This window comes from Streptomyces sp. NPDC107538 (assembly GCF_055657445.1).
On record NZ_JBVKAY010000003.1, the window covers coordinates 378,430 to 392,745 of the forward strand.

14 protein-coding genes and 1 pseudogene are annotated in these 14,316 nt (G+C 70.4%); 8 read left to right on the forward strand and 7 right to left on the reverse strand.

Annotated features, from left to right (window positions below; genetic code table 11):
* Positions 1-72 precede the first annotated feature (72 nt).
* Together ACZ7MG_RS12145 and ACZ7MG_RS12150 are read right to left on the reverse strand one after the other, a co-directional pair.
* Positions 73-642, reverse strand: a complete 570-nt coding sequence (locus tag ACZ7MG_RS12145; protein ID WP_471382195.1) for an AMIN-like domain-containing (lipo)protein — start codon at positions 640-642, stop codon at positions 73-75.
* A gap of 110 nt (positions 643-752) precedes the next feature.
* Positions 753-1,526, reverse strand: coding sequence for a hypothetical protein (locus ACZ7MG_RS12150; RefSeq protein WP_471382192.1), 774 nt, complete (start codon positions 1,524-1,526; stop codon positions 753-755).
* Positions 1,527-1,782: 256 nt separating this feature from the next.
* On the opposite strand from ACZ7MG_RS12150, the gene ACZ7MG_RS12155 reads away from it, so the two are divergent.
* Positions 1,783-4,890, forward strand: a complete 3,108-nt coding sequence (locus tag ACZ7MG_RS12155) for a SpoIIE family protein phosphatase (protein ID WP_471382189.1) — start codon at positions 1,783-1,785, stop codon at positions 4,888-4,890.
* A 43-nt stretch (positions 4,891-4,933) separates the two neighbouring features.
* Here ACZ7MG_RS12155 and ACZ7MG_RS12160 read toward each other — a convergent pair whose 3' ends face one another.
* Positions 4,934-5,971 (reverse strand): ArsR/SmtB family transcription factor, encoded by a 1,038-nt coding sequence (locus ACZ7MG_RS12160; protein ID WP_471382187.1) that lies wholly within the window; start codon positions 5,969-5,971, stop codon positions 4,934-4,936.
* A gap of 174 nt (positions 5,972-6,145) precedes the next feature.
* Entirely contained in the window at positions 6,146-7,810 is a 1,665-nt protein-coding gene (locus ACZ7MG_RS12165; RefSeq protein WP_471382184.1) for an alpha/beta hydrolase, read from the reverse strand.
* 254 nt (positions 7,811-8,064) lie between these two features.
* Between ACZ7MG_RS12165 and ACZ7MG_RS12170 the strand changes: the two genes are divergently transcribed.
* Positions 8,065-8,571: a signal peptide protein gene (locus ACZ7MG_RS12170; protein WP_471382180.1), complete on the forward strand. Its 507-nt coding sequence runs from the start codon at positions 8,065-8,067 to the stop codon at positions 8,569-8,571.
* A 262-nt stretch (positions 8,572-8,833) separates the two neighbouring features.
* On the opposite strand, the gene ACZ7MG_RS12175 is transcribed toward ACZ7MG_RS12170, so the two are convergent.
* A complete protein-coding gene (locus ACZ7MG_RS12175) occupies positions 8,834-9,106 on the reverse strand; it encodes a GntR family transcriptional regulator (RefSeq protein ID WP_471382177.1) in 273 nt (90 codons plus the stop codon).
* 167 nt (positions 9,107-9,273) lie between these two features.
* On the opposite strand from ACZ7MG_RS12175, the gene ACZ7MG_RS12180 reads away from it, so the two are divergent.
* Positions 9,274-9,591, forward strand: coding sequence for a hypothetical protein (locus tag ACZ7MG_RS12180; protein ID WP_471382174.1), 318 nt, complete (start codon positions 9,274-9,276; stop codon positions 9,589-9,591).
* Positions 9,588-9,881 carry a hypothetical protein gene (locus ACZ7MG_RS12185; RefSeq protein WP_471382172.1) on the forward strand — a complete coding sequence of 98 codons (294 nt, stop codon included), beginning with the start codon at positions 9,588-9,590 and terminating at the stop codon, positions 9,879-9,881. The genes ACZ7MG_RS12180 and ACZ7MG_RS12185 overlap by 4 nt, the downstream gene beginning before the upstream one ends.
* Before the next feature lie 105 nt (positions 9,882-9,986).
* Here the strand turns inward: ACZ7MG_RS12185 and ACZ7MG_RS12190 are convergent, their stop codons facing one another.
* Positions 9,987-10,790, reverse strand: coding sequence for a phosphotransferase (locus ACZ7MG_RS12190; protein ID WP_471382169.1), 804 nt, complete (start codon positions 10,788-10,790; stop codon positions 9,987-9,989).
* Between the two features lie 85 nt (positions 10,791-10,875).
* Positions 10,876-11,337, reverse strand: coding sequence for a glycine-rich domain-containing protein (locus tag ACZ7MG_RS12195; RefSeq protein ID WP_471382166.1), 462 nt, complete (start codon positions 11,335-11,337; stop codon positions 10,876-10,878).
* 266 nt (positions 11,338-11,603) lie between these two features.
* Here ACZ7MG_RS12195 and ACZ7MG_RS12200 point away from each other — a divergent pair, with 266 nt between their 5' ends.
* From ACZ7MG_RS12200 to ACZ7MG_RS12215, 4 genes and pseudogenes are all read left to right on the forward strand, one after another.
* Complete coding sequence (locus ACZ7MG_RS12200; protein WP_471382165.1) at positions 11,604-12,356, forward strand: DUF6879 family protein; 753 nt, start codon at positions 11,604-11,606, stop codon at positions 12,354-12,356.
* A gap of 12 nt (positions 12,357-12,368) precedes the next feature.
* On the forward strand, positions 12,369-13,211 hold the full coding sequence (locus ACZ7MG_RS12205; protein ID WP_471382163.1) for a helix-turn-helix domain-containing protein: 843 nt from the start codon (positions 12,369-12,371) through the stop codon (positions 13,209-13,211).
* 4 nt (positions 13,212-13,215) lie between these two features.
* A pseudogene (locus tag ACZ7MG_RS12210) lies at positions 13,216-13,389 on the forward strand (DUF6879 family protein); the annotation flags it as partial.
* Between the two features lie 16 nt (positions 13,390-13,405).
* Positions 13,406-14,257 carry a helix-turn-helix domain-containing protein gene (locus ACZ7MG_RS12215; protein ID WP_471382160.1) on the forward strand — a complete coding sequence of 284 codons (852 nt, stop codon included), beginning with the start codon at positions 13,406-13,408 and terminating at the stop codon, positions 14,255-14,257.
* Positions 14,258-14,316 lie beyond the last annotated feature (59 nt).

Sequence of the window (14,316 nt, forward strand, 5' to 3'; positions counted from 1 at the left end):
CCCGCCCCCCGATCCCACGTGCCCGGCCGACCACCGCCCCCGACCCCACGTCCCCGGAAGCCCCGACCCCCGCTACGTCCAGCTGTGGGCCACGTCCACCACCAGGCGGTCCGGCAGCTGGAGCACCCGGAACGGCAGACGGGCGCGGACGCCGACGCCGATCTGGGTCTCGCCCTCGAAGCTGCCGGCGAAGCGGGTGTCGCGGAAGGTGCGGTAGCCGGAGATGTTCACGCCGGGCAGGGGCTTGGCCACCTTGCCGGGGTACGCGACGCCCCCGGTCTCGGGGTCGTAGCTGGGCGCGGCGATCCGGATCTCCAGGATGGCCCCGCCGGTCACCGGGATGAGGTCGCCGGACCCGGACTGGTGGAGCCGGTCGACGTACTGGACCCAGTGGCCGAGGCCGCCGCCGCCGGCGGGGACGTCGAACACGATGCGGTCGAAGCAGTCGTGCCGGCCGGTCCTGATGTCCGCCAGCGGTACCGCGCCGCTGTCGGGGCGGCCCTTGACGCCGCTGCCCCAGCCCGTCGGGCAGGCCGCCGCCCGCGTCGCACCCCCGGGCGCGGCGCTCGCGGCGGCCGCCCCCGTCCCGATCGCCGTCCCCGCGAGCGCGAGCGCCAGAACCGTCGCTCCGATTCGTCGCATGTCGTCCCCCTTGGTCACACCATGCCGATGTGGCGCTGGTATCAGAGGAGACGACCGGATATGGCGGAAGGTTGTACTCCGGAACACAGAAGCCACCTGCCGCCCGCCGCCTACTTCTGGGCCACGGGCGTCGGTGAGCCGCCCCGCTCCGGGTGGCGGCGGCGGGCCGTCGGCGTGGGCGAGGGGACCTTGTGCAGCAGGGGCGCGGCGGCGGCCCGTCCGGAGCCGGAGCCGGAGCCGGGGCCGGAACCGCCCGGCGGGCGGCTCACGTACTGGCTGTGCAGACTGTCGTCGATCCGCCAGAGGATGCCCGTGGTGCGGCCCGTGGGCGCCGCCGCGTCGAGCTTGGCGGTGAACGACGCCAGCCGGTCGTAGAGGGTCCGGGCCCGCGCCCCGGTGGCGGTCAGCTCCGCACCCGTGGCCTCGCGGAGGGCGTCCAGGAGGTGCACCAGGTTGTGGCCGGAGAGCTGGACGTCCTGCATACCGCCGTCCGCCTTGGTGATACGGCCCGGCGGCAGATTGGGGTTCGCGGTGAAGTGGGCCGCCCTGGTCGCGGTGGGGCCGACCCGGTCGTACGGGTCGCGGGTGCTCTGGGTCCAGCCGGGCTCCCACACCCCGAACGCCGTCCGGGCCAGGAAGGTCCAGGTGTCCTCGTGGCAGCGCAGGGTGAGGTACGAGACGCCGGCCGCGCGCCGGAGCGTTCCGTTGTGCGCTTCGAGGGCGACCCGGTTGGCGGCGAGGGCGGCCTGCAGGATCGCGCGGTCCTCCTCCCGCCAGCGCCGCTCCTGCTCACCTCGCTGCGCCCTCAACTCCCGTTTGAGCTGCTGGTTCCTCGTGTACTGCTCGACGAACGTCCTGAACAACGACAACAACGACTTGAACATGGGGGCGCCTGCTGGGGTTGGGCCGGACATCCTGGGGTTGCAGCGGCCCAACGACGTTCATCAGATATTGGTCACGCGCACCGGCATCTTCCGGACAGGCGGACCGGGCCACCGAACTTTTCTGAAGGGACGTCAACTAAGCGAGGACAAAGCGCTGTTGACGCCGAGGGAGTTCCCGGGGACGGCACGGGGGAGCCACTGTGGAATTCCTGTGGCGGACTGCCTTACGTGTGAGTAGAGCACTAGGGTCTGCCGTATGAACGCACGGCTGGCCCTGCTCAGCACGGTGGATCCGGGTGTCGCGGAGAGCGAGGTCTTCCGGCTGGCGCTCCAGCACGCGGTCGGCGAACTCGGCGCTCTCGGCGGGATGATCCATCTGCGGGGCCCCATGTCGGCCCTGCGTCTGGTGTCGGTCACCGGTCTGCCGCCCGCCCTCACCCGCCCCTGGGAGATCATCGACCAGGAGGGCCCACTGCCCCCGGCCCGCGCCCTGCACCAGGGCAGCGGGGTGTGGTCGCCGCTGGGCTCCATGGCCCTCTCCTGGCCCGGCACCGGTCTCGCCGCCCTGCCGGTGTCCGGCCGTGACCGGCCGGTGGGCGCGCTCACCGTCCTCACCGGCGACCGGGGCGAACCCACCGGCCTGCAGTGGGACTTCCTGCGGTCCGTCGTCGACTGGACCGAGGACCGTATGGCACAGGCACCCCCGCCGTCCGGCCCCGCGCAGACCGAGCCGGGCGGGGAGCGGCGGCTGCGGCAGGCGCTGAAGGAGGTCAGCGTCGGCTCCTGGGACTGGGACATCCGCACCGGCGACCTGATCTGGGACGAGGCCGCTCTGGAGCTGTACGGCACCGTACCGGCCGAGTTCACCGGCAAGATCGAGAACTGGATGCGGGTCGTCCACCCCGACGACCTCCCGCCCACCCTGGCCGCCGCCGAACGCGCCATCCGCGACCGCACGGTGTACGAGGCGGAGTACCGCGTCCGGTGTCTCGACGGCAGCTGGGGCTGGACCCGGGCCCGCGGCCGGGCCACCTACGACGAGCACGGCGACCCGCAGCGGATGGTCGGCGTCGGCTGGGAGAGCAACGAGTCGCGGTCCGCGCGGGACGCGCTCAGCCGGGCCCTGCGGCACATGAGCGACGGCTTCCTCGCCGTCGACGACGACTGGCGCATCACCTTCGCCAACCTGGAGGCGGAACGTACCCTCGGCCTCTCCGAGGAGGAGCTGTACGGGCGGCAGTTGTGGGACCTGCCGTCCATACGCGACACGTCCTGCCTGGAGAGCCGCTGCCGGGAGGCCGCCGCCGAGGAGAAGCCCGCCGGGTTCGACGTCCACGCGCCGGACCACGACCGGATCTACCACCTGCGGCTGGTCCCCGGCCCCGACGGCCGCACCATCTACTTCACCGACGTCACCGAGCGACGACGGCACGAGGAGGAGCGCCGCGAGGCCGAGCGCGCCGCCTCCGAACGGGCCCACCGCATCGCCGCGCTGACGGCCGCGCTCGCCAAGGCGACCACCTCCGAGGACGTCGTCGACGCGGTCGCGCTGCGGGTGCTGCCGCCGTTCGGCGCGAGCGGCCTCCTCGTCCAGGCCGTCGAGCACGGCCGGCTGCACAACGTCGGCGCCGTCGGCTACGCGCCCGACTTCATCGACCTCGTCAACCACCGCCCCCGCACGCCGTACGGCCCCGCCTGGGACGCCATCAACACCGGCTCGCCGATCTTCATCTCCTCGCCGCAGGAGTACGCCGCCTACGTCCCCCAGCACGCCGACCTGCCCGCCCGGGCCGGCAAACAGTCCTGGGCGTTCCTGCCGCTGACCGCGTCCGACCACACCTTCGGCGTGTGCGTCGTCTCCTTCGACCGGCCGCGCCGCCTCACCGACGAGGAACGCACCCTCCTCACCGCGATCAGCGCGCTCCTCGCCCAGTCCCTGGAACGCGCCCGGCTCTACGACCTCGAACACACCCGGTCCCGCGAACTCCAGCGCGCCCTGCTCCCGCAGGACCTGCCCGTCCTCGCCGCCTGCGAGTCCGCCGCCCGCTATCTCCCGGCCGGGCAGGGCATGGACGTCGGCGGCGACTGGTACGACGTCATCCCGCTCTCCAGCGGCCAGGTCGCCCTGGTCGTCGGTGACGTCATGGGCCACGGTCTGTCCGAGGCCGCCACCATGGGCCGGCTGCGCACCGCCGTGCACACCCTCGCCGACCTCGAACTGCCGCCCGACGAGATCATGAGCCACCTCAACGACATCGTCGGCTCCCTGGGCGAGGACAGTTACGTCACCTGCCTGTACGCCCTCTACGACTCCACCACCCGGGTCTGCTCGATCGCCCGCGCCGGGCATCCGCCACCGGCCCTGGTCCGCCCCGACGGGACGGTGACCTTCCCGGAGTGGACCGCCGATCCGCCGCTGGGCGCGGCCGAGCCGCCGTTCGAGACGGTCGAGCTGAGCGTGGACGAGGGCAGTCTGCTCGTGCTCTACACCGACGGCCTCGTGGAGTCGGCGAAACGCGGCATGGACGAGGGCCTGGCCGATCTGGCGCGGTTACTGCGCACCGCCCACGAGGACGGCACCGCCGCCGACCTGGAACGCCTCTGCGACACGCTCACCCATGGGCTGCTGCCGCCCGAGCACGCGGCGGCGGACGACGCGGCCTTCCTCGTCGCCCGCCTGCACGCCCTCACCAACGACCGGATGGCCTCCTGGTCCCTGCCCGACGACCCGAAGGCCGCCGGACAGGCCCGCCGCCATGTCCGCGAGCAGCTCGCCGTCTGGGGCCTCGCCGACCTGGCCCCCACCACCGAACTCCTCGCCAGCGAACTCGTCGGCAACGTCGTACGGCACGCCAAGGGCCCCGTCCGGCTACGGCTGCTGCACGGCGCCGCGCTGGTCTGCGAGGTCTTCGACGGCAGCCTCACCATGCCCCGGATCCGCCGCGCCGGGGACACCGACGAGGGCGGCCGGGGCCTCCAGCTCATCACCGCCCTCTCCCAGCGCTGGGGCAGCCGCTACACCGCCACCGGCAAGTGCATCTGGACCGAACAGCCCCTCACCGCCCCCGACCCACACCGGCCCCCACCCACCACCTCGCCGCTCCCCTCGCTCCTGATTCCCGACGACTTCGACGGCGACCTGGACACGTTGCCCTTCGGGGACCAGGAGACGTTGCCCTCCGGGGACCAAGACGCGTCGCCCTCCGGGGACCAGGACACGCCGCCCTTCGGGGACCAGGACGCGTCGCCCTTCGGGGACCAGGACGCGTCGCCCTTCGGGGACCAGGACGCGTCGCCCTTCGGGGACCAGGACACGTTGCCCTTCGGCGACCCGGAGCCCGGCACGGACCGGCCGAAGTCGTAACGGCACGTGAACCAGCCGGGGTTGTAGAACATGTTGCCCTGGCTCAGCGCCCCCGTCCGCCCCGCGCCCCGGCCTTCGTGGGCGGGAGGATGCCGCAGGCCGGGCCGCCTTCGAGGAGGTCGGTGCCGAGGGCGGTGAGGGTGTGGAGGACGGCTCCGCCGATACGGCGGCTGGTGAGGAGGCCCGACTCCCGGAGCACCGCCACGTGGTGGCTGACGGTGGCCGGGCTGAGCCCGACCCGGGCCGCCAGTTCGCTCGTGGTGCGGCCCCCGGCGACCTCCTCCAGGACGGCCGCACGGGCCCGGCCGAGCAGCGCGGCGAGCGCCTGGTGGGTACCGGGCGCGGCGGGCGGCGGCGGTGCCAGCCAGCGCGGGTCGTGGGTCACCGGGTGCACCAGCACCGGCGGCAGCGAGCCGTCCTTGAGCACGATCGGGCCCGGCCAGCAGAAGAAGGAGGGGACGATCCGCAGCCCCCGGCCGCCCAGACGCAGATCGCCCCGCAGATGCGGGCCGGCGATGTGCAGCACCGGCGCCGACCAGCGCACGCTGGGATGCAGCCCCTCCGCCAGCCCGGAGAACCCGGACCGCAGCAGCGCCCTGGCCGCGACCGACCGGGTCTCGTCGAAACGGGCCCGGACATGGGCCCAGTACGGGGCGACGAACCGCTCGTGATGCCGCCGGACCAGACCGGCCAGCCCGCGCAGCGCCTGCGGGTCGCCGTCGGCGAGCGGGCGCGCCCAGCAGGGCAGCGGGCGGGCCAGGGACAGCTCCGTCAGATCGGTCCGCAGCCGGGCCCGGGGCGTGGCGAGCACCGCGTCCACGCCCGCGTCGAAGCCGCCGGCCGCGCCGGCCGGGGTCAGGAAGTCCGCCGAGTAGCCGCGCGGCGGCGCGAGATGCCGCAGCCTCGGTAGCTCCGGGTCGAACAGGCCGCGCGACGCCCTCCGCCAGCGGCCGAACACCAGCCTGCCGTCCCGGTTCTGCAGCAGATGCAGGCTGAGCAGCCCCTCCCACAACGGGTCGGGTTCCTCCGCCAGCACCACCCGGGCCAGGTCCTCGTACGTGAAATGGATACGCAGTCCCACCGGTCCGCTCCCCCCAGCTTTCCCCGGACGTGCGGAACCCCGGAGCGCGCGCCGTGAGGGGCGGGCGCCCCGGGGTTCATGTCGGTCGGTCGGCCCATCGGCCGGTGCGGCGAACGGATCGACCGATCAGCTCACAGAGCCGTCAGTTCACAGAGCTGTCGGCTCACAGCGTGGTCAGCTCACGTCGCCGATGCGCTCGACGCGCTCGTTGACGCCGTTGCGCAGCTCGCCCAGGGTCGTGCCGGGCGGGGCCGTCTTCGGGGCCGAGGACGGCGGCTGGGTCTCGTCCGCGCAGGTGGTGCCGGAGGCCGGGACCTTGAGGTCGACGAGGTAGTTCACGACCGCGTCCGTCGCGCAGGCGCTGCGACCGAACGCGGTGTGGCCCTCGGCGTCGAACGTCACCAGCGAGGCGTTGTCCAGCTGCCGGGAGAGCGCGACCGCGTCCTGGTACGGGGTGTCCGGGTCACCGGTGGTGCCGAGGACCAGGATCGGATCCGATCCCCTGGCCCGGAAGGAGCCGTCGTAGCGGCTGGTCTTCTCGGCGGGCCACTGGACGCACGCGGTGGCGTGCTGGTGGTCGTAGGTCGGCGGGCCGAACGCCATGGCCGGGCCGAGCAGCGGCGCGTCCTTCGCGTTGGCCGTGACGTTCCGCTCCAGCTTGCGCAGGCTCTTCGGGTACTCCTTGTCGACGCACTCGACGACCACGTTCGGGCCGAGGAAGTCGAAGCTCGCCGGGGACGGCGGACGCAGCAGGAACGAGGTGTTGTCCCGCGCCTGCGCCTTCTTCAGCGCCGCGCCGAGCGAGGGCCAGATCACCTTGCCCTCGTTGATGTTGAACATCAGCCGGTAGACGAGGGTGTAGCCGTTGGCCTTCCCGCCGTTCGCGGTCGTCACCGGGTTGGCGTCGAGGTCCTTCTTCAGCTGCTCGAACGCCCCGCGCGGGTCGCCGTCGCCGAAGCCGCAGATCGCCGGGTCGGAGGCGCACCAGTCGAGGAAGCGGCCCATCGAACCGTCCAGCGCCAGGTACTGGGCCCGGTCGTACTCGTAGGGCCGGTAGGCGTACTTGTACGGGTCGTACGCCCCGTCGAGCGTCAGCGCACGCACCCGCTTCGGGAACATCGCCGCGTAGACGGTGCCGATGTACGAGCCGAACGACCGCCCGTAGTACGTCAGTTGCTCCTCGCCGAGCGCCTGGCGCAGCAGGTCGATGTCCCGGGCGACGTACTCCGTGCCGACGTACGGCAGCAGACCGCCCGAGTTGTCGAGGCAGGCCTGGTTGAACTCGGCGGCCTCGCTCAGCGCCGGGCCGAAGGCGTCCGGGCCGGGGACGCCCTTGGCGTCGGTGACGGCCTTGGTGTAGCGGGCGTCGTCGAAGCAGGTGAGCGCCGAACTCCGGCCCACGCCACGGACGTCGTAGCCGAAGACGTCGAACGAGTCGCGCAGGGCGGCCGGGAGGTCGTCGTAGTTGTTGCGGACGAAGTCCACGCCGGAGTTGCCCGGGCCGCCGGGCTGCATGAACAGCGTGCCCTTGCGCTTGGCAGGGTCGGCGGCCTTCTTGCGGACCACCGCGAGCGTGATCTTGGTGCCCTGCGGCTTGCGGTAGTCCAGCGGCACCTCGGCGTTCGCGCACTCGTAGCCGCCCTGGCAGTCGGCCCAGGCGAGCGTCGGCACGGGCGGCGGCGGGGTCTTCGCGGACTGCGGCTTCTGCGTGCCGCTCTGCGCGGCCATCGCCTGGGTCGCGGTCGCGGTCCCCGTCGCCGCGAGCACGAGCGCGGTCACCGCGGCACCGACGAGTCTGAGACGCGGGATACGTCTCGGTGTGTCCTGATGCGTGATCATGGGTGTGTTCCCCCCTGGGCGGTCGAATCCCCTAGAACCCACTGGTCAAGGTGGGGTCAAGAAATGTCTAACTGAAGAGAGGGGAAAAAGGCCAGAGCGGTGCCACTGTGGCCGGTATTCCACGCAATCTCTCCACTACCCGGCGGTAGTTACCGCTGGCGGCCGTCCCTTCGTAATCTTGGAACGTCCCTGGCCGGTTTCCAGTGTTGGGGTCCGGCCGGAACCCCCCCACCATCAACGAAGGATCCGCGCACGTGTCTTCCAAGAACAGCCGTCGTCTCCGGGTCGCCGTCCTCGCCGTGGCCGTGGCCGCCGCCGGTCTCGCCCTCGCGGGACCCGCCGCCGCTGCCGCACCGCAGGCCACCACCACCGTGTCCACGGCCACACAGCCGTCGTCCATACCCGTCGACTTCGTCGACCTCGCCACCACCCCGCTCACCGCGGACGGCGAGAGCCAGAAGGTCACCGTCACCTACCGCAACGACTCCGGCGCCGACCGGACCGTCGCCCCGCAGCTCCTCGTGGAGTCCCCGGACGCCGGCCCGTTCCTCGACCCGGCGGACGTCCGGGTCGAGCGCCGTACCGCGGGCGGCTGCTGGGAGCCCGTCGGCCTCGGCAGCCAGACCGGCACCCTCTTCACCGACCTGACCACCGCCCAACGCACCCTGCCGGCGGGCGCCACCCTCACCGAGGTCTACCGCGTCACCACCACCGACCCGGCGACCGAGGGCACGCTCCACCCGAGGATCGCCCTCTACTGACCGCGGGCCGTACCGCCCATCGATAAGGGCTGGGTCCTGTGACTTGGGGTTTCTTCCTCAGGTAGAGCTTCTGATCGGCCTCGGACTCCTCGTCCGGGGCCGTTTGCGTGAGCGAACGGAGAGTTGATCTACTGAAGCGGATCCGCCCCCGCCGACTCAGTTCGTGGGGGCGTCCTGTCGCGGATGAGCCCTCCGGCCAGGCGGCCGAGGTACTCGTCCGCGTACGCCACGGCGGCAGCCTGTAAAGGGAGCGTGGCTTCGGCTATGCGGAGGGCGCGGGGGTTTCAGGGAAGGGCGGCAGCGGGTCGGCCACGAACGAACCCCGGGCGCGCACGGTCACCACCAGCCCCCGGTCCCGAAGGATGTCCAGAGCACGGCGGACGGTACCTGGACCGACTTTGTAGTCGTGCGTCATCGTCAGTTCTCCCGGCAGCCGGGTGCCGGGCGCGTACTCACCGGAGCGGATCTTCCGCTCAATGATCGCGGCCAGCTGCTCATACACGTACTGCGGCGAGTCAGGGCTGATCGTGTCCACGTTTTGACCGTAGAACGCCACTCTCCACTACGCATTACCTAGCACTACCACCAACCACTACCCACCACTACTGACATGAGAGTAGGGTTCGGAGGGACAAAGACGCCCCGGCAGGAAGGGTGAGAGCTTCCACGCCGGGGCTGAGCCGACTATGTAGGAGTCGACCTATGCGCAGCCTACTGGCCGCGATTCTGGCCCTGTTCCTGCCCGCCCGCGGTACCCACCGCGCCGCAGCACCCCCACCACCACTGCCCCTCACCTCCTGTCCCCCCGCTCCGGTGCCCTCGCCCGTGATCACGTGTCCGCACCCGGCGGACGTCATCACCGTCGACGCCATGCCCCTGGTCCGTCCGTACGTCGTCGCATGGGAACGCGAGCGGGACGAACATGACCGGCGCCGGCTTCAGCGCGAGCGGCGCCGGGCGGCGGTCCTGGCGACGCTGGGGCAGGACTACGTTCCGGTTCCGTGGGAGGTCGCCGTATGAGCACGAGTGCGCCGCGTCTGCGCAGTCTCGGCCTCGACCCTGCCACCGGCAAGGAGGCCCTGGCGGTCACGCGCCCCGGCGGCCTTCTTGAGGAGCTGGCCGACGCGCACGCCCTGAAGGCCGCCACCGTCCTGGTGACGGTAGTCGGCGCCGTACTGGAAGTGGGGAAGGCATCGGACGCCGAACTCGCCGCCTTCGTGACACCGTTGCATGCCGCGCTCGAAGAATGCGTCGGCATCATGGCAGCCGACAGGGACAGGGACAGGGACAGGGACAGGGACAGGGAGTGACGGCGTAGAGGCGTTCGGCTGTTAGGCCGGTGGGGCAGTGGTGCCGAGGTTCTCCCTGGGCGCCACTGACCCAGCTCCACCGCTACGCCAGGTCCGTCGCGCGCCTCAGTCCCGGATGAGAGCGCGATGTGCGGCCCACGACCGAGCGGCGGCGATCAAGGGCGCACGGTGCGGAAGTGGGTCCGTCTGCTGCCGGTTCTCCCAGACCGCGCAGAGGGCGTCGGCGAATGTCGTGACGGCTGTCGTGGGAGCGGCGCGGTAGGCCGGGGCCGTCCTGGTGATCTCTTCCGCCTGCGCGGGGGTGTGGCCGGCGTGGACGAGTCGCACGACCGCGAACGCGGTGTCGGCCCAGTCCGGGCCGGGGCAGGCCAGGGCCCAGTCCAACAGACGGATGCCGTCGGCGGTCACGAGCATGTTCAGCGGGGACACGTCCGTGTGGACGAGCGCCGTACCTTCGAGGTCGGACGTACGGTCGGCGGGGAAGAAGCCACTCCACCGCACGTGGAGTGGCTTCTTGCGGACCACCTCGGGCCACGGGGTGGCCGATATGGCGGTGAGTGTGTCGACCAGTGGAGCGAGATCGGTCGAGCCGGGGGCCAGGCCGGGGTGGTGGCCGACGATGAACTCGTACCCGATGAGCAGCCACCCGCCCGCCTCCACCTCCCAGAGCACGCCGGGCGCACACGGCGCGTACCGTGTGACCCGCGCCTCGTAGTCGTACATCCATGCCGCGTCATCGTCGAGACGGGTGCCCTTGACGAATACGCGCCCAGACGCGGTGTGCAGCGTGCAGGCGAGACGGGACATCACACCGGCATCGGCGGTCTCCGCGCGGCCTACGGGGCCGGTGTGTTTCTCCACGGCCTCCCGGGCTGCGGAAGGGAGTTCCTGCCATGTGGTGCGATCCACCCGCGCCCCTCCTCGTACGCCACGGCGACCGGTCCCCGGCTCGGCCACAGGGTGGCACAGGACAGGGACCGGCCGCAGGGGTGTGTCAGGCGTGCCTGGGGCTGTTGTGGCAGTTGGCGTGGCACTGCGAGCAGTCGGCGACGTCCAGCTCGGGCCAGAACTCCATGTCGACGAGGTACCCGGCCGCAGCGATGGCGTCGACGGTACGGACGCGCAGGGCCCTGCCGCCGCCGTGTTCCTCCTTGTCGAGGAAGCCTGGCTGATGGTGGACGAACTTCCCGAGCGTCCCGGCGCAGAACTCCTGGTACGCCTTGGTGTGCAGCAGGAACGCATGCCAGAAGTCATCGACCAGGGGCGAAGGGCTGAGCGGCGCGTCGCTGCGGGCGCCGGCGACGAGGAAGGCGAGCATTTGCCCGATGCCCCGTTGCGCCTGGTCCTCGGTCATGTCGGGAAACTTGGTCCGAATGTTGGCCGCGAGGGTTTTCCTGAGGTCATCGCCGATCAGCGTCCGTGCGTCGGTCGCGGATCGTTCCTGTACTACGGTCACGGTCTTCGCCTCCTTGGTTCGGCGTTGCGTGGGACGTGCGTGGTGCACCCCGCCCACCTGGGCTGTCCGGTCATCCGAGTGGGAGGGGAGTGCACAGGACGCTAAGGAAGTAGCTTTGGATGCGCCACGACGTTTTCTCGGTTTTTCTCGCGTTGTCGAGTACCTTGCTGGCGTTTTCTCACGAAGGTGGCGGCGCGGTGTAGTTCGGTGGCAGACGGCCGGGCCATGCTGATCAGAGGGATTGCCCCTGGGAGAAGGAGACCGCCATGGCTCGTCAGCTACGCTTCACCGGCACGGACAGCAAGGTCGACGGTTGCCCCGCCCTGCATACCGACATCGAGAGCGGCGAAGTGGTCGTGCAGGGCACGCCGCTCACCGACCCCGATGACCTCGCCCAGTTGCGGCACTTCGGTGCGGGGGAGGCCGCTGTCGTCGTACCGCGCGAACTGCTGGTGAACTGGGGGCCGAAGGAGATGGAACGGGAACCGGAGCTGGTCGACCGGGATACCTTCCGTCGCCTCTTCGAGACCTTCGAGCACACCGCTTGGCGGCTGGAGACCCGGCGTGGATACGCGTCCGACCGGGAGGACCCCGACTACCGGGCCTTTCTGGAGACAGGCAGTGCGCCGTGCGACTTCAGCGAACCGTGGTTCGTGAACGTCCGCCACCAGACGGCCGCCGGCAAGAGGATCGGCAGGGTCCGCGTTGCCGACGACCCGCCCACGCAGGAGCAGTTGTTCCTGCTCGACTACGCCAGGCACAACGCGTCCGTCGGCGAGGACATGCGCTATCTCTGGCGGAAGGACGCCGAACGGTCCGGCCTGCCCGCAGAGGACTTCTGGATCTTCGACTCGCGAATCGTCGCCCTGCTCCACTTCGACGATGCCGATACCCTGCTCGGCATCGAACTGATCACTGAGCCCGCCCGAATCGTGCGGTACTCCGCGATGCGTGACGCGGCCATGCACCACGCCGTCCCGTACCAGCAGTTCGCCACACAGGCAGCCACGGCCGAGTAGCGTCCGAGTCCGGTGAGCACTGACTATCAGCAAGCACGGGAAGCCCTGGGCGCGCGTCTTCGCGAACTGCGCTTCGCATGCCCTGATGGTCGGCTCACCGGCCAGCAGTTGGCACAGCGGCTCGGCTGGCCGGGATCCAAGGTCAGCAAGTTGGAGAACGGTAGGCAGACGGCCACTCCTGAGGACCTGCGGGCATGGGCCGAGGCCGTCGGCCGGCCCGATGTCTATTCCGAACTCGCCTCCCGCCTCGCGGGATTCGAGTCCCACATCAGGTCGTGGCGTCGAGCCCTGGCAAACGGATTCAAGCCCGTCCACGAAAGCCTGAGCAGGGAGATCGAACGCACCAGGGAACTGTGGATATGGGAAGAGTCGTTGATCCCCGGAATGGTGCAGACACCCGATTACGCACGCCACGTCATCAAGCGGTACTCAGAGCTGCTGGCCCCGGCCAGCGATATCGAGGAAGCCGTCCTGGCCAGAATGAAGCGTCAGGAATGGCTGTATGAGCCCGGCCGCAAGCTGCACGTCCTGATGTGGGAAGCCGCGCTCCGTTCACTGATCTGCCCTCCTTCCGCACATGCCGCGCAGCTGGACCGGCTGGGGGGCCTGATCGGGATGGACACGGTCGAGTTGGGGATCGTGCCTTTTGCGGCCACGGTCAAGATCGTGCCCGCCAACGGTTTCTGGGTCCTCGACGACCGCCTCGTCGTCGCGGAGGACTGGCACGCAGAAATATGGCTGGACGACGCGGACAACATCGCCCTCTACATGCGGGTCTGGAACACGCTCCGAGAGTCCGCCGTGTACGGTGCCGACGCCCAGCAGGTAATTACCAAGGCACGCCAGGCATTGTGACGGCGACTCCCGGCTGGTCGCACTGCTCAATTTCGACGACGCGGACAACCTGGTCGACGTCGAACTGGTCACAGAGCCCGTGGCGGTCCTGCGGTACGCCATGACGCGTGACGCGGCGATGCACCACGCCATCCCGTACGAGAAGTTCGCGGCACGACTGACCGCGAAGGAGGACTGAAAGCAGGTGCGTACCGGTGAGCACTGACTATCAGCAGGCACGAGAAGCTCTCGGGATACGACTGCGTGAACTCCGGCTCTCCGCCCCTGGATGCGCGCTCACCGGTACGAAACTCGCCGAGCAGCACGGGTGGAACAAGTCCAAAGTCAGCAGGCTGGAGAACGGCAGGCAGACTCCAACACCCGACGACCTGCGCAAGTGGGCCGAGGCGACCGGTCAGCCCGAGGCGTACGACGAGTTGCTGGCCCGCCTCCGGGGCTTCGAGTCGCACATCCGGTCATGGCGGCGGCAGCTTGCCTCGGGACACAAGGCAGTCCAGGACACGCACCTGAGCGCTCATGTCGACGCCTCCGTGTTCCGTGGTTGGGAGTCCTCCATGATCTTCGGGATTCTCCAGACGCCGGACTATGCCCGGTCGATCTTCACGAGGTACGCGGAGCTACAGCGATCGCCGCGCGACACGGAGGAGGCAGTTCGATCCCGCATGAAGCGTCAAGAGGCTCTGTACGACTCCTCGAAGCGTTTCCACCTCCTCCTGTGGGAGGCCGCCCTTCACGCCTTGGTCTGTCCGCCTTCGGTACTCGCAGCCCAGCTCGACCGACTCGCAGGAGCCGTCGGCCTCGACACGGTGGAGCTGGGGATCATCCCGCTGTCCGCCTCTCTCAAGATCCCCTCGGCCACCGCCTTCTGGGTCTACGACGACCGCCAGGTGATCGTGGAGAACTGGCACGCCGAGTTGTGGATCGACGACGAAGCCAGCGTGGACACGTATCTGCGCACCTGGAAGACGCTCCGCGAATCCGCCGTGTACGGCGCCGACGCGCATCACCTCATCAGTGCAGTGCGACGGACGTTGCGCTCACGTTGAAGCCGATGTCCAGCGAACGCTCGTGCGCCTGCCGGGCCTTGTCGAGGTGTTCGTGGGGG

Coding starts and splice junctions, on each gene's coding strand:
- ACZ7MG_RS12145 (WP_471382195.1), bottom strand. CDS start 642: ATGCGACGAATCGGAGCGACGGTTCTGGCGCTCGCGCTCGCGGGGACG.
- ACZ7MG_RS12150 (WP_471382192.1), bottom strand. CDS start 1,526: ATGTTCAAGTCGTTGTTGTCGTTGTTCAGGACGTTCGTCGAGCAGTAC.
- ACZ7MG_RS12155 (WP_471382189.1), top strand. CDS start 1,783: ATGAACGCACGGCTGGCCCTGCTCAGCACGGTGGATCCGGGTGTCGCG.
- ACZ7MG_RS12165 (WP_471382184.1), bottom strand. CDS start 7,810: ATGATCACGCATCAGGACACACCGAGACGTATCCCGCGTCTCAGACTC.
- ACZ7MG_RS12180 (WP_471382174.1), top strand. CDS start 9,274: ATGCGCAGCCTACTGGCCGCGATTCTGGCCCTGTTCCTGCCCGCCCGC.
- ACZ7MG_RS12185 (WP_471382172.1), top strand. CDS start 9,588: ATGAGCACGAGTGCGCCGCGTCTGCGCAGTCTCGGCCTCGACCCTGCC.
- ACZ7MG_RS12200 (WP_471382165.1), top strand. CDS start 11,604: ATGGCTCGTCAGCTACGCTTCACCGGCACGGACAGCAAGGTCGACGGT.